Annotated in this window: 22 protein-coding genes; 14 read left to right on the forward strand and 8 right to left on the reverse strand. The window is 66.5% G+C overall.

What is annotated here, in order from left to right; translation table 11 throughout:
* Positions 1-8: 8 nt before the first annotated feature.
* Positions 9-737 (reverse strand): GntR family transcriptional regulator, encoded by a 729-nt coding sequence (locus V7066_RS13120; protein ID WP_334183488.1) that lies wholly within the window; start codon positions 735-737, stop codon positions 9-11.
* 41 nt (positions 738-778) lie between these two features.
* Positions 779-1879 carry an aromatic ring-hydroxylating dioxygenase subunit alpha gene (locus V7066_RS13125; RefSeq protein WP_334183489.1) on the reverse strand — a complete coding sequence of 367 codons (1101 nt, stop codon included), beginning with the start codon at positions 1877-1879 and terminating at the stop codon, positions 779-781.
* A 139-nt stretch (positions 1880-2018) separates the two neighbouring features.
* Here V7066_RS13125 and V7066_RS13130 point away from each other — a divergent pair, with 139 nt between their 5' ends.
* Complete coding sequence (locus V7066_RS13130) at positions 2019-2399, forward strand: winged helix-turn-helix domain-containing protein (protein WP_334183490.1); 381 nt, start codon at positions 2019-2021, stop codon at positions 2397-2399.
* A 6-nt stretch (positions 2400-2405) separates the two neighbouring features.
* On the opposite strand, the gene V7066_RS13135 is transcribed toward V7066_RS13130, so the two are convergent.
* Both V7066_RS13135 and V7066_RS13140 read right to left on the reverse strand, forming a co-directional pair.
* Positions 2406-3050, reverse strand: a complete 645-nt coding sequence (locus V7066_RS13135; RefSeq protein ID WP_334183491.1) for a homogentisate 1,2-dioxygenase — start codon at positions 3048-3050, stop codon at positions 2406-2408.
* A 70-nt stretch (positions 3051-3120) separates the two neighbouring features.
* Positions 3121-4059 (reverse strand): LysR family transcriptional regulator, encoded by a 939-nt coding sequence (locus V7066_RS13140; protein WP_334183492.1) that lies wholly within the window; start codon positions 4057-4059, stop codon positions 3121-3123.
* 92 nt (positions 4060-4151) lie between these two features.
* Between V7066_RS13140 and V7066_RS13145 the strand changes: the two genes are divergently transcribed.
* The 9 genes from V7066_RS13145 (at position 4152) to speD (ending at position 12312) form a co-directional block, all read left to right on the forward strand.
* On the forward strand, positions 4152-5348 hold the full coding sequence (locus tag V7066_RS13145; protein WP_334183493.1) for an MFS transporter: 1197 nt from the start codon (positions 4152-4154) through the stop codon (positions 5346-5348).
* Positions 5349-5455: 107 nt separating this feature from the next.
* Positions 5456-6439 (forward strand): SPFH domain-containing protein, encoded by a 984-nt coding sequence (locus tag V7066_RS13150; RefSeq protein ID WP_334183494.1) that lies wholly within the window; start codon positions 5456-5458, stop codon positions 6437-6439.
* Positions 6440-6500: 61 nt separating this feature from the next.
* Complete coding sequence (locus V7066_RS13155; RefSeq protein ID WP_334183495.1) at positions 6501-7127, forward strand: DUF4178 domain-containing protein; 627 nt, start codon at positions 6501-6503, stop codon at positions 7125-7127.
* The gene (locus tag V7066_RS13160; protein WP_334183496.1) at positions 7124-8392 is read left to right on the forward strand and encodes a DUF4178 domain-containing protein; all 1269 of its coding nucleotides are present in this window, start codon (positions 7124-7126) and stop codon (positions 8390-8392) included. Before V7066_RS13155 ends, V7066_RS13160 begins: the two co-directional genes overlap by 4 nt.
* On the forward strand, positions 8389-8559 hold the full coding sequence (locus V7066_RS13165; RefSeq protein WP_334183497.1) for a hypothetical protein: 171 nt from the start codon (positions 8389-8391) through the stop codon (positions 8557-8559). The genes V7066_RS13160 and V7066_RS13165 overlap by 4 nt, the downstream gene beginning before the upstream one ends.
* A 33-nt stretch (positions 8560-8592) precedes the next feature.
* Positions 8593-8802 (forward strand): DUF350 domain-containing protein, encoded by a 210-nt coding sequence (locus V7066_RS13170; protein WP_334183498.1) that lies wholly within the window; start codon positions 8593-8595, stop codon positions 8800-8802.
* Positions 8795-10342, forward strand: a complete 1548-nt coding sequence (locus V7066_RS13175; RefSeq protein WP_334183499.1) for a polyamine aminopropyltransferase — start codon at positions 8795-8797, stop codon at positions 10340-10342. Before V7066_RS13170 ends, V7066_RS13175 begins: the two co-directional genes overlap by 8 nt.
* On the forward strand, positions 10332-11942 hold the full coding sequence (locus V7066_RS13180) for an FAD-dependent oxidoreductase (protein WP_334183500.1): 1611 nt from the start codon (positions 10332-10334) through the stop codon (positions 11940-11942). Before V7066_RS13175 ends, V7066_RS13180 begins: the two co-directional genes overlap by 11 nt.
* 1 nt (position 11943) lies before the next feature.
* Entirely contained in the window at positions 11944-12312 is a 369-nt protein-coding gene (gene speD, locus V7066_RS13185; RefSeq protein WP_334183501.1) for an adenosylmethionine decarboxylase, read from the forward strand.
* Positions 12313-12332: 20 nt separating this feature from the next.
* Here the strand turns inward: speD and V7066_RS13190 are convergent, their stop codons facing one another.
* Positions 12333-12965, reverse strand: coding sequence for a DUF4198 domain-containing protein (locus V7066_RS13190; protein ID WP_334183502.1), 633 nt, complete (start codon positions 12963-12965; stop codon positions 12333-12335).
* Positions 12966-13247: 282 nt separating this feature from the next.
* Positions 13248-14342 carry a DNA polymerase IV gene (gene dinB, locus V7066_RS13195; RefSeq protein WP_334183503.1) on the reverse strand — a complete coding sequence of 365 codons (1095 nt, stop codon included), beginning with the start codon at positions 14340-14342 and terminating at the stop codon, positions 13248-13250.
* Between the two features lie 116 nt (positions 14343-14458).
* On the opposite strand from dinB, the gene V7066_RS13200 reads away from it, so the two are divergent.
* Positions 14459-14818, forward strand: coding sequence for a VOC family protein (locus V7066_RS13200; RefSeq protein WP_334183504.1), 360 nt, complete (start codon positions 14459-14461; stop codon positions 14816-14818).
* 16 nt (positions 14819-14834) lie between these two features.
* Positions 14835-15404 (forward strand): GNAT family N-acetyltransferase, encoded by a 570-nt coding sequence (locus tag V7066_RS13205; RefSeq protein WP_334183505.1) that lies wholly within the window; start codon positions 14835-14837, stop codon positions 15402-15404.
* Here V7066_RS13205 and V7066_RS13210 read toward each other — a convergent pair.
* Positions 15371-16429 (reverse strand): isoaspartyl peptidase/L-asparaginase family protein, encoded by a 1059-nt coding sequence (locus tag V7066_RS13210; RefSeq protein ID WP_334183506.1) that lies wholly within the window; start codon positions 16427-16429, stop codon positions 15371-15373. The genes V7066_RS13205 and V7066_RS13210 overlap by 34 nt on opposite strands.
* Positions 16430-17000: 571 nt before the next feature.
* Positions 17001-17777 (reverse strand): SDR family oxidoreductase, encoded by a 777-nt coding sequence (locus V7066_RS13215; RefSeq protein ID WP_334183507.1) that lies wholly within the window; start codon positions 17775-17777, stop codon positions 17001-17003.
* A gap of 652 nt (positions 17778-18429) precedes the next feature.
* Between V7066_RS13215 and V7066_RS13220 the strand changes: the two genes are divergently transcribed.
* Both V7066_RS13220 and V7066_RS13225 read left to right on the forward strand, forming a co-directional pair.
* Positions 18430-20808 (forward strand): TonB-dependent receptor, encoded by a 2379-nt coding sequence (locus V7066_RS13220; protein ID WP_334183508.1) that lies wholly within the window; start codon positions 18430-18432, stop codon positions 20806-20808.
* A gap of 28 nt (positions 20809-20836) precedes the next feature.
* Positions 20837-22228, forward strand: coding sequence for an MFS transporter (locus V7066_RS13225; protein ID WP_334183509.1), 1392 nt, complete (start codon positions 20837-20839; stop codon positions 22226-22228).
* Positions 22229-22254 lie beyond the last annotated feature (26 nt).

A 22254-nucleotide genomic window follows, 5' to 3' on the forward strand; every position in this document is an offset into this window, starting at 1 on the left:
GCGCCCCCTCAGCGGGATTCTTTCGCAGGTGCAATATTCGGGTTTCCCAGGCCCAGCCCCTCGAACACCCGCGCGCTGCCGGTCGCGGCCTGGGCGTGGGAGCGCATGATGCTCTCGGCCAGATCGGCATCTCCCGCAAGGATCGCCGCAAGGACCGCCCGGTGTTGGGCATGGGCCTTGCGCAAGTGCTCGAACTCGGCCTCGCGGCCGTCTTCCCAGTCCAGCGCGAGGGCCGCCGCTGAGGCGAACGGCAGAAGGTTGTTGCGGGCCAGCGCGATCTCGATCGCGCCGTTGCCGCTGGCCCGCACCAGTTGTTCGTGAAAGGCCAGGTTGTAGGCGTGGAAACCTTCGAGATCCCGGTCCGACAGATAGCCTTTGGCGAAAAGCGCATCGCCAGCCGTCAGGCATTGCTCGAAGGCCCGTTCCTCGCGCGGGGAAAGCCCCCGCACCGCCAGTCGCCGCGCCGCCAGTCCTTCCAGTACGCCGCGCACTTCGACGGCGGACTCGATCTCCACGGCGGAGGGGCCGCGCACCGCATAGCCACGGTTGCCCAGCTTCACCACCAGGCCCTCCTGTTCGAGCGCCCGCAGCGCCGTCCGCACCGGCATGCGGGAGACGCCGAGGGCCTCGGCGGTGGGAATTTCGGCAATGCGCTCGCCGTCTTGCAGTTCGCCCGAGGCGATCATGCGCCGCAGCGAGACGATCACATGCTGGCCCGGCTTCATTCCTTTACTCATCGCCGAAAGCCTAGCCGCGTTTTTCCGCCCGAGAAAGAAGCCTATGCAGGCGCCGTCACAGGCACCGTTTCAGCCGCGATGGCACGATCGATCATCATCCGCGACCTTGCACCGCCGGCATCGATATTGAGCTTCAGCAGCTTGCGGTCGGGATGGCGCAGCAGATTGGCCTGCTGGCGCTCCAGCATTTCCAGATCCTCGGAGAAGATCTTTCCCTGCCCTTCGCGGATCGTGTCGGTCAGCGCGGCATCGCCCACCGCGAACTTGCGCGCCATGCCCCAGAAGTAATGGTGCGAGGTCTCGGTCTCGGGCGTGATGAAGTCGACGACGATGCTGGAAGCCTTCGCCGCATCGTCCGCATCGTAGCCGCCCTGCCCGGCGAGCGCGACGCCCACTTCGATCATGACGTGGCTGGGCAGCGAGAAACGGCAGATCTGCCAGCGGTCCACCTCCGCATCCTCCGGCAGCCCCGCGCCGCGCAGGGCCATGCGCCAGAACGGCGGCGCCTGGACGCCCTCCATGAACCGGCTGGTCACGACTTCATCCGCATCGGCGCGGGTCTTCACCGGGGCCTCGTCGATTTCCTTCTGGCCGATGCTGCTCGCATGGACATAGGTCTCGTGCGTGAGGTCCATGAGGTTGTCGACCATCAGGCGATAATCGCAGGCGATATGATAGAGTCCCCCGCCATAGGCCCATTCCGCGCTTTCGGCCCATGGCAAGTGGTGCATCACCGCCGGATCGGCCGCCTCCTGGTCGCCCGGCCATACCCAGATGAAGCCGTAGCGCTCCACCGCCGCGTAAGTCCGCACCGGCGGGAAGCCTTTCACACGCTGCCCCGGCATGTCCACGGCGCGGCCCGAGCATCCCATCGCCAGACCGTGATAGCCGCAGACGAGGTTGCCCTCCCGCATGAAGCCCAGCGACAGCGGCGCGCCGCGATGGGGGCAGAAGTCGTCCATGGCGGCCGGGCGACCGTCCTGCCCACGAAACAGGACCATCTGCTCGCCGCAGATTTTCCGGCCGAGCGGCTTTCCATCGATCTCATCAGGCGTGCAGGCAACGTACCAGGCGTTGCGCGGCCAGGGAGCAGCGGGGCTCGCCGACTCACGGGGGGAATCAAAAGCGGTATCTTGGGTCATGGTCCTCTCCGGCCTCGGGGGCGTGCTTATTGGATCCAATGTGAGTTATTGGATCCAATTGGTCAAGGCCAAACCGCGGCACTCGCCTGAGACGGCAAGACGATGTAGGGTCGCATCAGTTCCACGTCGCCGATCGAGCATGACCGCCAAACCGAAACTGAAGTTGCACGCCCGCATCTATTGTGGAGACGAAATCGCGATGGGGCCGGGCAAGGCTGACCTGCTGGATGCCATCGACCGCGAAGGGTCGATCTCCGCCGCCGGGCGGGCGATGGGCATGAGCTACCGCCGCGCCTGGCTGCTGGTCGATGCGATGAACCGCTGCTGGAAGGCGCCGCTGGTGGAGACCGTGGCCGGTGGCGGCCGCGAGCGCGGCGCCCGGGTAACGGAAACCGGCCGCCTGGTGCTCGCGCAGTTTCGCGACCTTCAGGGACTCATGGGCGCGCTGGGCCGGTCCGACGAATATCGGGCGCTGGAAACCGCCGTGCGCGATGACCCCTTGCCCGCGCAGGGCAACTGAACGGGATCAGGGCAGGCGCGTCACCAGCAGGGGAAGCCGGTCCATGGCATTGCCCGAAATCTGGAGCAGGTAGGTGCCGGGCTGGAGCGTGAAGTCCACCATCTTGCGGATGCCCGAGCAGTCCGGCCCGTGGCCGTGCGCGGTCGAAGTCATGACCGTGCCGTTCCCTGCCTTGGCCCCGGCCTTCACCACGTCGACCCAGGCCGCCGCGCCGAGCGCGACGCGGTAGCTGCCCGCATCAGCTACGGAGAATGTGTAAAGCCCACCGAAGCTGACCGATCCGCCGGGCTTCTCGGGACGCTGGGCATAGCGCATTTCGGAGGTCGGCCGCAGACCGCCTTCGATCGCCTTGCCGGGATCGATCCTCGCGCCCGACAGCGAGCGCGTATCGCGGGCCGCCAGCAGGGGCTTGCGCGATGTCCATGCCGCGAGTTCGGGCGGCAGGTCCACGGGATCGGACGGACAGGCCATCGGGCTGGGCATGCCTGAAGCCTTGCCCTCCGACGGCGGCGCGCTGGGTGCGCCGACCGGCGACTGCATTGAAAACTGAGCGGGCGAGACTTGCGCAAAAGCCATGCCCGCAGGCAGAACGGCGGCCAGCGTCAGCACCGATGCCAAACAGGCGGCGCGGGGCAGGAGAGGCCGGGTCATCGTCTAGGTTCCTTCATGCAGGGGTCTCTTCAAGCTGGGCGATATAGCCGATCCCGATCGGGCCGACAGGTCAAAAATGCGGGCTGCGATTCATCTGCTCGCTCAGGAAATCCACGAAGACCCGAACCCGCGCCGGCATGTTCGTCCCTCCAACGAAGACCGCGTGGACGAGTTCCACGTCGCCGGGGTTATAGTCTTCCAGCACCGGCACCAGTCGGCCCGAGGCGATCTCCTCCACCACGCTGAAACGGCCGACGCGGGTGATGCCGACGCCATCCGCCGCGAGCTGGCCCAGCGTCTCACCGTTGTTCGCCTCGATCGAGCCGCGCACGCTCAATGCATAGTCGCGCCCGTCCTTCCGGAACGGCCAGACCGGCTCGGCGCGGCGGAAGTTGAAGTTCAGGCAATTGTGCTCCAGCAAGTCTTCCGGAACCTGCGGCATGCCGCGCAGCGCCAGATAGCCGGGCGCGGCGACGATGATGCGGCGGTTCTCGCCCAATTTGCGGGCCGTGAGCGAGCTGTCGGCCAGCGGCCCGAAGCGGATCGCCACGTCGGCCTCTCCCGCCGCCACGTCGACCAGCCGGTCGCTGACGCCGACATCGACCAGGATATGCGGATAGAGCCGCGCGAATTCGCCCAGCAGCGGCACCACGGTCAGGCGGGCATGGGCATGGGACACGCTGATCCGCAGCCGCCCGCGCGGCGCGCCGCGATCGGCGATCGACTGTTCGGCATCGTCGAGATCGGACAGAATCCGCCGCGCCGCGCCGAGGTAGGCCTGCCCTTCCGCCGTCAGCGACAGCGCGCGCGTGGTGCGCAGCAGCAGTCGCACGCCCAGCCGCGCCTCGATGCGGTCGACCGTCCGACTGACGGCCGAAGGGGTCAGGTCGAGCAGCCGTCCCGCCGCGGAAAAGCTGCCTTCCGACACCACCGCCGCGAAGACCTCCAGCGCCCTTGCGCGATCCGCGCCGAGCGGAACCTTTGCATCTGATTCAAAAATCTTTCGCATCCGGGCAGCCTACCGCGCCGGACTGGAACAGTCCATTTTTGCATCACTCACTATTCCCCTCCCCGTATGACGATCGATCGAAGGACTTTTCCGTGACGGCCAGCAGCCCAGACTCACTCCATCCCCGCCGAGTCCTGCTCGCCCTGGCGATCGGGGCCTTCGGCATCGGAACCACCGAGTTTTCGCCGATGGGCCTGCTCCCGGTGATTGCCGAGGGCGTCAAGGTTTCCATTCCCACAGCAGGCCTGCTCGTCAGTGCCTATGCCATCGGCGTCATGCTCGGCGCGCCGGTCATGACGCTGGCCTTCAGCCGGTTCGGGAAACGGACCGCGCTGATGCTGCTCATGGGCATCTTCACGCTGGGCAACCTGATGTCCGCGATGGCGCCGGGTTACTACACGCTCCTGCTCGCGCGGCTGGTCACCAGCCTCAATCACGGCGCCTTCTTCGGCCTCGGAGCCGTTGTCGCGGCAAGTGTCGTGCCCAAGGAAAAGCAGGGCAGCGCCGTCGCCACGATGTTCCTCGGCCTGACAATCGCCAATATCGGCGGCGTACCGGCGGCGACGTGGATCGGACAGCAGGTCGGCTGGCGGACCGCCTTCGCGGGCACGGCGCTGATCGGTCTCACGGCGATCCTCGCGCTCTGGACCGCGCTTCCCAAGGGCAGCAGCGGCACGCGGCCGGACGTCGCGCGCGAACTCAAGGTCCTGACCCGCGGGCCGGTCCTGCTTGCCATGGCCACGACCGTGATGGGCGCGGGCGCGATGTTCACGCTCTACACTTACGTGACGCCTGCGCTGACCCAGCTCGCCCATGCCTCCAACACGTTCGTGACCCTCGCCCTCGCGCTGATCGGTGTCGGCTTCACCATCGGCAACTGGGCAGGCGGACGACTGGCGGACTGGTCTCTCGACGGCGCGACCAAGCTGTTCCTCGCCCTGCTGGCCGTGGTCATGCTGGTCCTGCCGCTGGTGCTGACCTCGCAGATCGGTGCAGCGATCGGACTGCTGTTCTGGGGCGCCGCCGCCTTCGCGCTGGTGCCGCCCGTGCAGATGCGGGTCATGGCCGCAGCCTCGGAAGCGCCGGGCCTTGCCTCCTCGATCAACGTCGGCGCGTTCAATCTTGGCAATGCGCTGGGCGCGGCAAGCGGCGCCGCCGTCGTCAAGCTCGGTCTCGGCTACGGCGCGGTCTCCGTTACCGGCAGCCTCCTGGCCGTGACGGGACTGCTGCTTGTGCTGTTCGGCACCCGACCGATGAAGATCGTCCAGCCTCATCTGGCAGAAGCCTGACAGTCGAGCGAAGCCCTGTTCATCTTAACCGTAGAGAGTTTGTTTCCGTCCTTTTCAGAAAGCGGCAAACTCTCTACGCTCGGCAGACCATCTTTTCGGGGTCTGTCATGTTCGGATTTCTTCGCAAGCAGTTCGTGGACGTCATCGAATGGCTCGAACAGCCGGGCCAACTCGCCTGGCGCGTGCCGTTCGAGGATCGCGAGATTCAGAACGGCGCCCAGCTGACGGTGCGCGAGGGGCAAGTCGCGGTCTTCGTCAACGAAGGCTGCGTCGCCGATTTCTTCGAGGCCGGCCTCCATACGCTGAACACCGCGAACCTGCCGGTGCTCACCAGCCTGATGAACTGGGACAAGGGCTTCAAGTCGCCCTTCAAGTCCGATGTCGTGTTCCTTTCGCGCAAGGAACAGCATGGCCTCAAGTGGGGCACCGCCCAGCCGGTCACGGTGCGCGATGCCGAATTCGGCGCGCTGCGCATCCGCGCCTTCGGGTCCTATTCCTTCCGCGTCGCCAATCTTGAACCGTTCGTCTCGCGCGTCGTCGGCACGCTGGAGGGCTTGAACGTCTCCGCGCTGGAACCGCAGCTTCGCGCCGCGATCCAGACCGCGATCGCCACCGCGCTGGGCAGCGGCGGCATCCCGTTCCTCGATCTGGCCGCCAACCAGCAGGCGCTGTCGGACCGCATCAAGGGCGAAGTGGACAAGGCCTTCGAACAGTGGGGCCTGGAATGCCTGAGCTTCTACGTCGAAAGCGTGTCGCTGCCGGAAGAAGTCCAGGCGCACCTCGACAAGGGCTCGTCGATGCGGGTGCTCGGCGACCTGGGGCAATATACCCGCTTCCAGACGGCGGAGGCGATCGAACGGGCAGCCGGAGTCGATGGCGGCGTGGCCGGCGTGGGCGCGGGCATCGCGGCGGCGACAGCGCTCGGCGGGGCGATGTCGGCAGGTCTAGGCGCTGCGGCGCCATCTTCGGCACCGGCAGATGAGGACCCGATCGCCACGATCGAGAAGCTGCACAAGCTCGTGACGCTCGGCGCGCTCAGCCAGCAGGAGTTCGACGCCAAGAAGGCCGAACTGCTGTCGCGCATTCGCTGATCCGCGTTTCGGGGGGGACGACAGCGTGATCCATTGTCCGTCGTGTGGCGCCGCCCTGCCCGTGCGCGAGCTTGCGGTGCCCTATACGACCTGCACGCATTGCCAGTCGCTGATCCTGCGCAAGGGGCAGGCGCTCGAAGAGATCGGCAAAGTGGCCGAAGTCCCGTTCGACATCTCGCCGATCCGGCTGGGCACCCGCTTCACGGTTGACGGAACCGAGTACACGGCGGCGGGCCGCGTGCGCTGGGGCTGGAGCGGAGGCTCCTGGAACGAGTGGCTGCTGGCGACGCCCGGCGGCGAAGGACGCTGGCTGGGCGAGGCGATGGGCCTTTACATGCTCACGGCGGAGCGGGCGGAGGCGATGGCCGATCCGCTGGCGCGCGCCTTCGCCGAAGGCCGCGACCCGCTGGTCGGGCAGGGTCTGAACCTCGACGGCATCGCCTTCGAGGTTTCCGACATCAAGCAGGCCGAATGCCTCGGCAGCGAAGGCGACCTGCCCTTTCCCACCCTGCCCGGCTGGTCGATGACCAACGTCGACTTCCGGGCGCCCGGCGGAGAAGCGCTCTCGCTCCAGCGCGACGCGAACGGCACCAGCGCCTGGCTCGGCACCTGGCACGAACTTTCCGGCCTCTCGCCTCGCGCCTTGCGTGAGATCGACGGTTGGCCGCTCCCGGCAGCGCTGCAATGACCGAGGCGCAGAAGGGCACCCGCACCCTGTCCTGCCCCGCTTGCGGCGGCACGCTGGAAGTGCGCGCGGCGGGCTGGTCGGTCAATCTGGCCTGCCGCTATTGCGGCTCGATCCTCGACGTCTCGCGCCCCGAGGTGCAGATCATCGAACGCCACAAGCGCGCTGCCGGGCAGTTCTCGCTGCCGCTCGGCGCGCGCGGCAGCCTGTTCGATACCGAATGGGAAGTGATCGGCGCGATGATCCGGCGCGGGCCGGAATCGTTATGGTTCGAGTACCTGCTGTTCAATCCCTACGTCGGCTATCGCTGGCTGGTCGAATGGGACGGCGAGTGGCAGTTCGGCATCCCTCTGCTCGACCGCCCCGAAATCCGGGACGATTTCGTGCATTGGCAAGGCCAGCGCTTCCTTCAGGACGATGACGAGAGCGAGGCCGTGACCGGCGTGCTGGTCGGCGAATTCTATTGGCGCGTCGCGACCGGTGATACTGCCCGCGCCACCTCCTACGCCTCCCGCGACTTCACCCTTTCGCGCGAGGACACGGACGGAGAAGTCAACTGGACCCGCCTTATCGACCTGCCGCCGGGTGAGGTCGAAACGGCTTTCGGCACCGCGCCGCCGCGCCCGGCTCCGCAAAGCCGCTCCGCGCTTCGTGCGCGCAGTAGCGAGACCCGAAAACCGGACGATCTCGGCCGCGTCTGCCTGCTCGTGCTGGCAAGCGCGATCCTCGCCCTGCTGGCGATGATCGTCATCGCCGGACCTGCCGAGCGCGCGAGTGGCACCGTCACCGCGCCTTTCGGATCCACGCGCGAAGGCCAGAAAATCGGCGCGATCACGGTGCGGCGGGCCTGGCAGTTCGTCACCGTTACCGCCAGCGGCGAGGATTTCGACAATCGCTGGATCGAACTCGACTACCGCCTGGTCGACCGGGCCACGGGCCAGTCGATAGACGGCTACGGCCTTTCCGAACACTATTCGGGCCGCGACTCCGACGGCTCCTGGACCGAAGGCAGCCGCAGCGCCAGCACCCTGTTCGGGCAAATTCCGCGCGGAACCTACGACCTCTACGTCGATGCCGCCGCGCATTCGTGGCCGGTCGATACGGTTCCGGACGGCAGCAGCCCCTGGCCCGTTCCTGAAGCCATCGATATCCGCATCGACGCCCGGACCGGCAGCCTGCCCTGGGGCAACTGGTGGACCTTGGTGATCCTGCTTTCGATCTATCCCTGCATCCTCGTCTGGCGGCGCTTCCGGAACCAGAATTCATGACCCCGCGCGTGATCCTGTTCGCACTGTGGTGTCTGCTGCTCGTCGCCGGAACCGCCACTGCCACCTACTATGCCTGGTCGCCCTATTCGGACGAGACCCGAGAGGCCGGAAGCGGCGGCAGAAGCGGCGGCTTCTACGGCGGGCGCGTCGGTCCCACCCACAAGTAGTCCACCAAAGCCCTCTCACTGGAAGGAGCCGACATGCTCACACTTTCCGTCTTCCTCGCCACGCTGCTCTACGCGGGGCTGGGCATCGTGATCTTCGTCGTCAGCTTCGTGCTGGTGGACCGGCTGACGCCCGGCGAACTCTGGCGCGAGATCATCGAACACAAGAACGTGGCGGTCTCGATCCTTGCCGGTGCCGTGGCCATCGGCATCTCGAACATCATCGCCGCGGCCATTCATGGCTGAAGACATTGCGGCCGCGAGTCCGGACGGCGGGAAAGCGCCCGCCTCGCTCGCGGTCATTCTGCTGGTCTCGGTCCTGGTCGTCGCCACGTGCGGGCTGATCTACGAACTGCTGGCCGGGACCCTCGCCAGCTACCTGCTGGGCGACAGCGTCACCCAGTTTTCCACGGTGATCGGCACCTACCTCTTCGCCATGGGCGTAGGCAGCTGGCTTTCGCGCCACGTTCGCGGCGACGAGATGGGCGTCTTCGTGCGCGTGGAGATCATGATCGCGGCGCTCGGCGGCTGGTCGGCGGCAGGCCTGTTCATGCTGTTCCCGCTGGTGGGCGACTTCCGCGTGGTGCTCTATGCGCTGGTGCTGGCGATCGGCGTGCTGGTGGGCCTCGAAATCCCGCTGCTCATCCGCATCCTGCGCCACCGCTTCGCCTTCCGCGAACTCGTGTCGAACGTGCTGACATATGACTATGTCGGCGCCCTGATCGCCTCGCTGCTGTTCCCGCTGGTGCTGGTGCCATGGCTCGGCATGATCCGCACCGGCTTCGTCTTCGGCCTCGCCAATGTCGCCGTGGCGCTCGCCCTGCTCTTCGCGCTGCGCCGCCAGCGCAGCGTCGCCACCGACATGGCCGCCGCCCTGGTCGTGACCGCAAGCCTGATCGCGGGCCTCGCCATGGCCGACCGCATGCAGCGCTGGTCGGAAGTGGCCTTCTATGCCGAGCCGGTGGTCCACGCCCGCTCGACGCCCTACCAGCGCATCGTCATCACCCGGCGCGGCGAGGACCTGCGGCTCTACCTGAACGGCAACCTCCAGTTCTCCACCCGCGACGAGTATCGCTATCACGAAGCGCTCGTCTGGCCGGTGCTGGGCCGCGTCGCCCATCCTGCGAAGGTATTGATCCTCGGCGGCGGCGACGGCCTCGCCGCGCGCGAAGTGCTGCGCGACCCGCGCGTGCGCCACGTCACCCTGGTCGATCTCGACCCGGAAATGACGCATCTGTTCCGCGACACGCCGCAACTCGCCGCATTGAACGGCGGCTCGCTCTCCTCGCCGCGCATGACCGTGCACAATGCCGACGCCTTCCGCTGGGTCCGCGAGGCGCAGGGACCTTACGACGCGATCCTCGTCGACTTTCCCGACCCCACCGAGTTCTCGCTGGGCAAGCTCTACACCGAGAGTTTCTACCGCGAAGTCGCCCGCCTGCTCGCGCCCGACGGCCTGATGACGGTGCAGAGTACCTCGCCGCTGATCGCCCCCCGCTCGTACTGGACGGTCGCAAGCACGCTGGAGGCCGCCGGATTCACGGCGCGCGGCTATCACGCCTATGTGCCCAGTTTCGGCGAGTGGGGCTTCACCCTGGCCGCGCACCGCCCGATCGGCGATACGGTGCGCCTGCCCAAGGGCCTGCGCTTCCTGACCCCGGCCAGCGAACGCGCGATGTTCGATTTCCCGCCCGACATGGCACGCCGCCCGGCCCCGGTGAACCGGCTCGACAACCAGGCCCTCGTGCGCAGTTTCGCCGAGGAATGGGGGAAGTATGAAGGCTGAGCCGACGCGGCGGCAACTTCTCGCGGCCGGTGGCGCGCTGGCGGCGGGCGCGCTCTCCGGGTGCGGCGAGGAAACCCTCCCCGGCACGCTCGGCGGCGCCGACTGGCAGCGCGGCCACCTGCTGCGCGACGGCCGTTTTCCCGAACCGGAAGGCGCGATCGAGGACGTCGACGTGGTCGTCGCGGGCGGCGGCGTCGCCGGACTTGCCACGGGCTGGCGCCTCGCCGAAGCGGGGTTCGACCGCTTCGTCCTGTTCGAACTGGAGGATCGCACCGGCGGCAATGCCCGTTCCGGTCGCAATGCCGTGAGCGCCTATCCGCTCGGCGCCCATTACCTGCCGGTGCCGAACCGGGAAGCGAGCGCCTTACGGCACATGCTCCGCCAATTCGGCATGATAACCGGCGAGCGGGACGGCGTTCCGGTCTACGATCCCTACCAGCTCTGCGCCGATCTGGAGGAACGCCTGCTCTGGCGCGGCCATTGGCAGGAGGGTCTGTTCCCGCGGCAAGGCATAACCGCGCAGGACCGCGCCCAGCACGAAGCCTTCGAACGGCGCATGGCCGAATACCGCGCCGCGACCGGCAGCGACGGCAGACCCGCCTTCGCGATCCCGATGGCCTTCTCCAGCGAAGACCCGCGATTCCGGTCGCTCGATCGCGAGACGTTTGCTGCGTGGCTGGACAAGGAAGGCTTCACCTCCGGCGTTCTGCGCGCCTGGCTGCGCTACTGCTGCCGCGACGACTACGGCAGCGAGCCCGAACATGTCTCGGCCTGGGCGGGCATCCACTACTTCGCCGGACGCCGGGGCTGGGCAACCGATGACGACGGGGACCGCGAACTGACCTGGCCCGAAGGCAACGACCGCCTCGCCTCGCAGATGGCCAAGAGCATCGCCGACCGTCTGCGCCCCGCCCACACCGTTTTTCGGGTCACCGCCGTGGAGGGAGGCGCGCATGTCGATGTCTTCGACCACCGCTCCCGCCGCAGCCGCCGTCTGCGCGCGAAAGTCGCGGTACTGGCGATGCCCCACTTCGTCGCCGCCCGCGTCGCGCCGGAAACCGCCGAGGCGGGCGGTTTCAGCTATGCGCCATGGGTCACGGCCAATGTCACGGTCGCGCGCCACCCCGAAGGCAAGGGCACCTCGCTGGCCTGGGACAATGTCTCCACCGCCAGCGAATCGCTCGGCTATGTGGTCGCGACCCACCAGAGCGAGGCGACCGACGGCGGCAAGACGGTGCTGACGTGGTACATGCCGCTTTCCAGGGAAGCTCCGAAGGAGGCGCGCAAGATCATGATGACCCGTCCGCTGCGCGACTGGCAGAACCTCGTCCGCAACGACCTCCTCGCCATGAACCCGGACCTCGAAGGCGCCGTCGAGCGCATCGACGTCTGGCGCTGGGGCCATGCCATGGTCCGCCCCTCACCCGGCTTCCTGAGCGACCCGGCGCGCCGCGCGGCGAACGATGCCGCGCCGCCGATCCTGTTCGCCCACTCGGACCTCAGCGGCCTCTCGCTGTTCGAGGAAGCCCATCATCGCGGCGTGATCGCGGCGGAAAAGGCCCTCGACCACCTCGGCCACGCCTTCGAAAGTCTCGCCTGACATGGCGCATAGTCCCGACAGCAGCCTGCACCTGATCGCCGACCTCGACGACTGCCGGGGCCTGGGCGACATCTCCCTGATCGAGACGAGCCTGCGCGAGGCGGCACGGGCGGCACGAGCCACCTTGCTCGACGTGCGCCTCCATCATTTCGGCCCCGGCATGGGCGTGACCGGGGTGGCCCTGCTCGCCGAATCCCACATCTCGATCCACACCTGGCCCGAACACGGAATCGCGGCCGTCGATCTCTTCGTCTGCGGCCGGGAAGCCGATGCCGAAGCGGGGCTGGAGACGATCTGCCGCCATTTGCAGGGAAAAGTGCGCCGCAAGCAGGCGGTCAGGCGGCTAGGGCTGGAAAACCCCGCCTCCTGACGGCTTGCCCGCAGGTTCGATCAATCGACGACGAACGTGGTCGTCGCGACGGCGTGCAGCGTGGCGACCTTGCCGAGGCTCGTCTCGCCGCCGCTTTCGTTCTTGTGCGAGGCGGTCAGGATATACCGCCCCTTTTCCCGCGCTGGGAGCGTGAAGCGGCCCTGGGCATCGGTCTTGACCGACTTCGACCACTTGTCCGGCGAGATCACGGTAACAGACGCGTCCGCCACCGGCTTGCCGTCACGAACGAGAACGAAGCCGTTGCCATGCGCGGTGACGGGCGCGATCTCGAACGGCATCGCCGCTCGGGCTTCGCCGCGACCGGCACGGGCATAGTAGACGATGCCTTCCTTCTTGTCGTCCGGCCCCCAGGGCGCGAACACGCTGTCGTCATGGGCGCGCACGTCTCCGGCAGGGACCGCGTATTCGATATAGCCCGCCTTGCGAACACCGGCGGCACCGGCGGCCGGGATCAGTTTCGGCGCCTTGAGGTGGTCGAACTCGGGATCGCCCCCCTGCGGCAACGGCTCGCCCGGCTCGCCAAGATAGACGCGGGCAGGCCCCGCACCGTCACGCTCGATCCATACCTCGTGGGCCTGCACACTCGGAGCCAGGCAGGCGAGGACAAGCGGGGTCAGATATTTCAGGTTCATCTCGATCTCCGTGACGTGATTGCGCTAGGCCGGGTGCAGGAACTCGCAGTTCTTCCAAATACGTCATCACCTCCCCGGGATGGGGTCGCAATTTATATCTATTGATAATTAATTGCAATATTTCCGCGCATTCCAGAGGCACCCCATCGTCAGGCAATTGCCCCCAACGTGCCCGGCCAGTTCGGCTAATTGCGCGCCTCCTATCGCATGTAATCCGGCACATTGTCCGACGGACCGGCGCGGGAGCCACGCCTTCCGCACCGGTTCTTCCATCGGCGCCCGTCAATCCGCAGGCGCCGGCACCGCCCCGAACAGCGGAAGTGCGGCATCCTCGGCAGGCCGGTCGAAGTTGGAGACCGTCACGCCAACGAGGCGGATGCCCTTCTCGGTCGGCAGTACCGAGCGGACCAGCGCCAGGCTCGCTTCCCGCAAGTCCTCGTGGCGACAGACGACGCCCCCATGCGTACGGCTGCGGGTGATGATCTGGAAGTCCGCATACTTCACCTTGACCGTCACCGTGCGCCCGAATGCCTGCGCGCGTTCGCACCAGGCCCAGACGTCGTCGGCCTGCCCGAGCACCCCCGCCTCGATCTCTTCATCAAGCATCAGATCGCGGTCGAACGTGGTTTCCGAACCGGACGACTTGCGCTCGCGGTCCGGGTTGACGGGTCGCTCGTCGATCCCGCGCGCGATCTGGAAATACCATTCGGCCGAACTGCCGAAATTCTGCTGGAGGAACGCCAGCGACTTCGCCCGCAGGTCCGCCCCGGTCTCGATCCCGAGCCGCTGCATCTTTGCCGCCGTGACCGGGCCGACGCCGTGGAAGCGCTTGACCGGCAAGGTCTCCACCCAGTCCGCGCCCATATCCGGCGTCACCGCGAACTGGCCGTTGGGCTTGCGCTGGTCAGAGGCAAGCTTGGCGAGGAACTTGTTGTAGGAAATCCCCGCCGACGCGGTCAGCCCGGTTTCCTCCAGGATGCGGGCGCGGATTTCCTTGGCCGTCTTCCACGCCGTGGGCAGGCCGCGCCGGTTGGCGGTGACGTCCAGATAGGCCTCGTCCAGCGAAAGCGGCTGGATCAGGTCGGTATAGTCGGCGAAGATCGCATGGATCTGCCGCGACACCGCCTTGTAGACTTCGAAGCGGGGCGGCACGAAGATCAGTTCCGGGCAGCGCCGCAGCGCCGTGACCGAAGGCAGGGCAGAGCGCACGCCGAACGTACGCGCCTCGTAGCTGGCCGCCGCGACAACGCCACGCGCGGCCGCATGGCCAACTGCCACGGGCTTGCCGCGCAGGGAGGGATCGTCACGCTGTTCGACCGACGCGAAGAACGCGTCCATGTCCACGTGGATGATCTTCCTGTCCGCTGCATCCGGCATGGACTCGACCTAGCACCAAGCGAACAAAATGTGAACTTCGTAAATGCCGGTCGCTCTGGATATCGCCTGAGGCATCCACTCGTGATATGCCTTCGCGCTCGCAGGGAGACGAAAACATGAGCGTGACGGGGATCGGCGGCTTCTTCTTCCGTGCAAGGGACCCGGAAGCCCTGCGCGCCTGGTATGCCGAGCATCTCGGCGTCGGCTCCGCGCCCTACGGCGCCTGGGACACCCAGGCAGGCCCCAGCGTCTTCGCGCCCTTCCCCGCCGATACCGACTATTTTCCATCGGATCGCCAGTGGATGCTCAACTTCAGGGTCGATGACCTCGACGAACTCTGCACCCGGCTGCTCGTGGCGGGCATCGTCGTCGTCACCAACCCGGAATGGAACATGCCGGGCGTGGGCCGCTTCGCCCGCATCCACGATCCGGAAGGCAATCCGATCGAACTCTGGCAGCCCGACAACTCGCCGTGATACGACGGCATGGATCATGACCTCGAACCACATAGCCCTCCCCCTGCTCGCGACCGAACGCCTGACCCTGCGCCTCCGCACGCCGGACGACGCCGAAGCCCTGTTCCCGACGATGTCCGATCCGGACAGCATGACATGGTGGTCGCGCGCGCCCTTCGCGGACCTCGATGAACTGCGCGCCGATTTTGCGCTGGAGAGGGCCGGTTCGTGGCGCACATGGGCCATCGTCGAGCGCGGCGAAAACCGGGCGATCGGCTTCGTGTCGGCCGGGCAGAAGCGGCCCGGCGTCAGCGAGATCGGCTACCTTCTAGCCCGCGAAGCGCAAGGTCGCGGGATCGGCCGGGAAGCCGTCAGCGCGGTGATCGACAGGCTCTTCGTGGAAGGCCAAAGGCGCATCTTCGCCGATACCGATCCGGACAATCGCGGATCGATAGCGCTGCTGGAGGCCCTTGGCTTCCAACGTGAGGGCCATCTGCGCGCAGAATGGCACACCCATATCGGCATTCGCGACACGCTGCTCTTCGGCCTCCTCGCCGAGGAGTGGCCCGCCACTCACTGTCGGACGGGAAGCGCCTCGTCGGCATAGATCGCGGTCTGCGGCGCGCTGACCGCCGAGACCTGCCCGCGGTACATGCCCGAGGAATTGAGCGCGAAGGCCGGAATGCCTTCCGGTCCCATCGCGATCAGCCCGCCGTCGCCGCCGATCGCGCCGACCGAATCGATCGTCTCCTGCGCAGCCGCAGCCAGGGTGTGGTGAAGGTAGCCCACCCGGTCGCAGACCTGCCGCGCGGCGCTCTCGCGAATGAAGTATTCGCCGGAGCCGGTCGCCGAAACCGCGCACTCGCCGTTTCTTGCATAAGTGCCCGCACCGATGATCGGGGAATCGCCGATGCGGCCCCAGCGCTTGCCGGTCATGCCCCCGGTCGACGTGGCCGCGGCCAGGTTTCCGGCGGCATCGAGCGCCACGGCGCCGACGGTGCCGTAAAGATGGGTCGGATCGAGCGCGGCCTGATGGTCCTTGCGCCACTTGAGCAGTTGCTCCCAGCGCTTCTCTGTGCGGAACCAGGAAGGATCGACCTGCTCTAGGCCCTGCTCGCGCGAGAACGTATCGGCACCCTCGCCGGCCAGCATGACGTGCGGACTATGGTCCATCACCGCGCGCGCGGCATCCACGGGATGGCGGGTGCGCGTAATCCCGGCGACGGCACCGGCCTTGAGCGTGCGGCCGTCCATGATCGCCGCGTCCAGTTCGTTGCGGTCCTCGGCAGTGAAGACCGCACCGCGTCCGGCGTTGAACAGGGGATTGTCTTCCAGGACATGGATGGCGGCGGCCACGGCGTCGAGCGAGGTACCACCCTTGTCCAGCACGGCGGCACCGGCACGAAGCGCTTCGTCCAGACCCTCGCGATAGGCCTTTTCCTGCTCCGGCGTGAGCGAACCACGCTCGATCACGCCCGCTCCACCATGGATCGCCAGCGACCAGCGCGGGGCGGCAGGTTTTGCGGCAGCGGGGGTGGCGGTCGGAGCCGCGCTGGCCGAAGCGGCGTTGAGGCCCGCAAGTCCGAGGCCAAGCGCAACAGAGGCCAGACCTGCAAATTTCCCGAGGCGCATTCGAAATCTCCCTGCTGCGTGCAAATTCCCGACCATCGCCTTCAGGGCAGCACCACCGGATTTGCAAGCGTGCTCGCGCGCGAAGGACAAAAAAAATGGGCCGGTCCGAAGACCAGCCCTTGGAAAGTTTTTGGGAGAGGATGCCTGAAAGGCCCGCTCTAATTGGGCGAGAATCGGGATTAACGCAAATGAAGAAAAGAAATGCGTAGTTGCATATTGTGCAACATAGTGCCGTTTTGCGAAGGTTCGTGGACATCGCGAGGCAGTCGGGCGATCTCGCAATTGCACTTTCTACATCGCATTACACCTTCCCTCGATATCAGCCGATCGCCCTCCAGACCGACATCAACATCATGATTTTATTACATTAGTCATTCAAAAGGCGATGCCTTGAGGCTGCGCGATTTCGATACCGCTTCGGCTTTAAAACAATTTTGGCACCTGCCCGGTCGGGCGTTTCCCTCGCAAGAAGCGCAACTTCGCCGCTGGATGGCCTCGCAAATACAGGCCATCCAGCGCTATGCCATCAATGTTGCACAAAACGCTGATTCAAATGCGTCACGCGCAACATTCAGAAATGCGCGAGATAGCCGCCATCCACGCCGATGACCTGTCCAGTCACATAACTCGCCGCATCGGAGGCGAGGAACAGGACCGGCCCGACGATTTCCTCGGGCCGCCCCCAGCGCCCCAGCGATGTCCGCCGCGCCAGATGTCCGGCCACTTCCGGGTCCGCGACCATCGCGGCATTGGCTTCGGTCGCAAAATAGCCGGGAGCGACCGCGTTCACCGTGATCCCGCGCGGGCCGAGTTCCGCCGCGAGCGCACGGGTCATCGCGTCCAGCCCGCCCTTGGCCATCGTATAGGCAGCGTCCCCCGAGCGGGCGATCTGTCCGGCGATCGATGTCACATTGATGATCCGTCCGCCTTCCTCCATGCCCGGCGCCAGCATTCGCGCCAGATCGAACGGCGCGACGAGGTTGATCTCCAGCATCCGGCGCACGGCATCGCGATCGAGTTCCGCCATCTCGCGGCGATCGCGATGACCGGCATTGTTGACGAGGATATCGACCTTTCCCAGCTTCCCCAGCACATCCCTTGCCGCATCGCCATCGGCGAGATCGAACGCGGCAATCTCGGCGGAACCCTCCGCCGCGGCGATCTCCCCGATGACCGCGGCAAGCTGTTCGCCGCGCCGTCCATGCAGGATCACATGCGCCCCGGCCCGCGCCAGACCCATCGCAATCTCCCTGCCGAAACCGCCCGCCGCGCCGGTAACGAGCGCCCGGCGGCCGTGCAGCGGCAGGAGAGAGGGTTTCGCGGGCGAAGCGGAAGGCAAGACGGTCATGCCGCTTCGTTACAACCCTCTCCCGAAACGGACCAGCCATCTCCAAAAGGATTATCCGGGACGCAAGCCGGATCAGCCGATCCCATGCAAGCATAGGATATCATGCGATATTCACGAGGCAAAAGGGAATACCCCGAAATCCCTGCCATAGCCCCCGATAGAAAACCTTGCATTGACCCCGCTTTCTCAACCAAATAGCTAGACAAGCACACCGCACGGCAAACGGCTGACCAGTCCGCCCGTGCATTCCAAGGTTCACGGGTCCGCGGCATTTGATAGGGAAGCAGCTTGCTCCGCGTTACCAACCGCTAAAGCGCGCGATGCTCCAGGCGACAGCGCCAGGCATCGTGTTCCCCTCACGCCAACGATGAGGTGATACGATGCAGACCATGAATCCGCGCGCCTGACGCGCAACGGCGGACCGCTTTCAGCGGACCCGCGCCCTTGCTGACAGACTTCACGCACTTCGATCCGAAACCGGGGGTTTCGCGAAGAGGACACGCGTGTCCCGAGCCGGTTTTCCGAGGCCTGATCGCAGGCCCCGGCCGCCGCCTCGCGCCTTGAAGACCGTCAGCCAGAACACCCGAAAGACCGGAAAAGTCACGCCCGACGAAAGATCGGTGCGCACTCATGAAAACAGGGATCGACTTGCATGTTTCGCCGTTTCGTCACCGCCACCAGTCCGCTCGCCCTCACCGTTTCGCTGATCGCCGTCGCGCCCGCCGCTCTCGCTGCCGAAGAGGCGCCTGAAGCCGTCGCAGAAAGCGGCAGCGGAGAAGCCATCGTCGTCACCGCCTCGCGCCGCCGCGACGAGAATGTCCAGGACGTGCCGGTCGCCATCAGCGTGATCAGCGCCGCCAGCCTCGAAAAGCGGGGCGATTACACGCTCGGCGCCATCTCGCAACAGGTGCCCAGCCTTCAGGTCATCTCCTACAACGCCCGCAACACCAACATCAACATCCGCGGCCTCGGCTCGAACATCTCGCTCACCAACGACGGGCTGGAGAACGGCGTCGGCTTCTATATCGACAACGTCTACTACGGCCGCGTCGGCCTTGCGCAGTTCGACCTCGTCGACCTTCAGGGCATAGAAGTGCTGCGCGGGCCGCAGGGCACGCTGTTCGGCAAGAACACCACTTCGGGCGTCATCAACGTCACGTCGCGCAAGCCCAGCTTCGACCCCGAGCTTTCGGCCGAGGCCAGCATCGGCAACTACGGCTTCTACCAGTTCCGCGCCTCGGGCTCGGCAGGGATCTTCAAGGACCTGCTCGCCGTGCGCCTCTCCGGCGCGATCAGCGAAAACGACGGCTTCCTCTGGAACAAGACCACTAACCGCCGCGCGCAGGACTATCTGAACAAGTCGATCCGCGGGCAGTTGCTTTTCACGCCCGACCCGGATCTCGAAGTCCGCATCATCGGCGACTATGCCAAGCAGAAGCAGAACCACGTCCTCAACGTCTTCGCCGGCCTGCACACGACTTACGAGAACGGTGCGACGATCGCCAACAACTGGGCACAGCGCGCCGCGCGCTTCCCGGGCTACACCCTCCCCACCTTCGATCCATTCGACCGCGTGGGCGAGGCGAACAGCCACTATCAGTCGAACATGGCCGGTTACGGCGTCTCGGGCGAGGTCAACTGGAACCTCGGCAATGCGGCACTGACCTCGATCACCGCCTACCGCTGGTGGGACTGGAACCCGGCCAACGACGGCGACAGCACCTCCCTGCCGATCGTCACCAAGGCCCAGCAGGCCAACCGCCAGCGCCAGTTCAGCCAGGAAATCCGGCTCGCTTCCAAGGGCGGCGGCAGCTTCGACTACGTGATCGGCGCCTATTACTTCTGGCAGATCGTGCGCGGCTACGGCGCCTCGCGCTACGGTTCGGCCGCCGCGCTCTGGAACCTGCCGACCGCCAACCAGGCGATCGCGAACGCCGCGCTCGACGGCTTCGAGTCCAACTCCACCTCGACGCCGGAAACCAAGACGATCGCGCTGTTCGGCCAGACCGACTGGCACGTCACCGATGCCCTGACCCTCACCACCGGCCTGCGCTTCACCCATGAAAAGAAGGAAGGCGCCTACAACCAGTACTGGGTGGACGGTGCCGACATCTCCGGCTTCACCGCCGCGCAGCAGGCGGCGATCAACGCGATCCGCACCCAGTTCAATCCGGTCACCAGCTACGCGACCAGCTTCACCGACAACAGCCTGTCCGGCCTCGTCACGCTGAACTGGAAGGTCGCGCCCGACGTCAACGTCTACGGCTCCTATTCGCGCGGCAACAAGTCGGGCGGACTCAACCTGTCCGTCCTGCCGGTGGGCGTGGAACCCGACGTGAAGCCGGAGAAGGTCGATGCCTTCGAGCTCGGCCTCAAATCGCAGTTCCTCGACCGCCGCGCGACGTTCAATGCCGCCGCCTTCTGGACGGAGATCAGCGACTATCAGACCACCATCACCGACCTGCCGGTGGGCGCCGTCGTCGGCCGCCAGTACATCTCGAACATCCCCAAGGTCCGCTCGCGCGGGATCGAGGGCGAGTTCACCGTCGCGCCGACCGACAGCCTGAGCTTCAATGCCTCGGCGACGTATACCGACGCCGCTTACGTCACTTACAAGAACGCCCCGCAGGCTTTCGAGCGCCAGAACCTGGGCGCGATCCAGGATCTTTCCGGCGAGCGCCTGCCGGGCGTGCCGAAATGGGCCTGGACCGTGGGCGCGGACTTCAACACGCCGCTGGGCGACCTCGGCGGCAAGGAAGTGGGGCTCTATGCCCATGCCGACTACGCCTATCGCTCGAACTTCAACACCTCGGCCTCGAACTCGGCCTGGGCGCAGATTCCGGGCTTCGGCATCGCCAACGGCCGCATCGGGCTGAGAACCGACGACGGCCTCTGGGACTTCTCGATCTGGGCCAGGAACCTGTTCGACAAGAACTACTTCGTCAGCCTCAGCGCCGCGAACACCGGTGCGGTCACCGCCCAGCTCGGCGAACCGCGCACGTTCGGCGCGACCCTTCGCACCAAGCTCTGATCCCGCTCCCAACCAGGAGGCGCCAGCCATGACCCGCGAGACATTCCGTACATCACCGACACAACAGGAACACCTCGATGGCTGGCGCCTCCTGCGCTTCACCGCAATGTCGGTGCCGGTCTATGCCGCCGCGCAGCCGGTCATGGCTTTCGTACCGGCCATCCTGTCCCGTCACTACGCCATTCCACTCGCCGGACTGGGGCTCGTCTACCTGATCGGACAAGTCGTGAACTCCCTGCTCGATCCGGTGATCGGCTCGCTCAGCGATCGCACGATCAGCCGCTTCGGGCGGAGACGCCCCTGGATCGCGGGCGGCGGCCTGCTGTTCATCATCGGCAGCGCCATGCTGTTCTTTCCGCCCGAGGGTGCCACGCTCACCTGGGTCGGCATCGGCGTGATCTGCTATTACACCGGCGCCTCGACCACCCAGACGACGCTGATGGCATGGTCCGGCGAAGTCAGCGGCGACTACGACCAGCGCACCCGCATCGCCTCGCAGTTCACGCTGCTCTCGTCCAGCGCGCTCGTGCTGACGCTGCTGCTGCCTGCGGTGGCGGATCAGTTTCGCCCCGACGACGGTCCGCTGCGCCTGACCTTGTTCGGCACCCTGGTGCTCTTCACCGCCGTGCCGGGACTGCTGCTGACCCTGACCGCCCTGCCCGATCGCAGCGCCCCCTCCGGCGCAGAACCTTTCGCGCTGGGTAAGACGCTGAAAGCCGTCTTCGGCAACCCGCTGCTGCTGCGCGTCCTGTCCGCCGATGCCGCCGTCACCGCCGGACAAGGCGTGCGTACCGCGCTGCTGCTGTTCATCGTCACCATCTATTTCCAGCGCCCCGAGTGGGCGGCGGGCTTCTTCCTGCTCCAGTATTCGTTCGGCGTACTGGCCGGGCCGATCTGGCGCCGGATCGGCCAGCACCTCGGCAAGAGCCGCGCGGCCGTCGTCGCCGAACTGACCCAGGCCGCGATCAACTTCGGCCTCGTCTTTCTCACCCCCGACCGTTTCGGCCTGATGATGGCGCTCGCCGTGGCGCAGGGCCTCTCGCAAGGTTCGGGCAACCTCATGCTGCGATCGATGGTGGCGGACGTTGCCGACCTCCACCGCGCCGAGACCGGCGAAGACCGGGTCGGGCTCTACTACTCGGTCTTCAGCGTCTCGATGAAGCTGGGCGGCGCTTTGGCTTTCGGGATAGCCCTGCCCCTCGTCACCGCCTTCGGCTTCGACCCCAAGGCCGCCACCAACACGCCCGAGGCGCTGAACGCCCTGCTGCTGGTCTTCGCGCTCGGCCCTGCCCTCGCCCACACGCTCGCCGCCGCGCTGGTCGCAGGCTTCCCGCTCGACGCGGGCCGCCACGCCGAAATCCGCCGCCAGATGCAGGCACGCGAAGCGGTCTACGCCGCTGCTGCCGTGCCCGCCGAATGACCGTCCGAACCACCGATTTTACGAAG

Source organism: Novosphingobium sp. (genome assembly GCF_036820275.1).
Taxonomy (GTDB): Bacteria; Pseudomonadota; Alphaproteobacteria; order Sphingomonadales; family Sphingomonadaceae; genus Novosphingobium.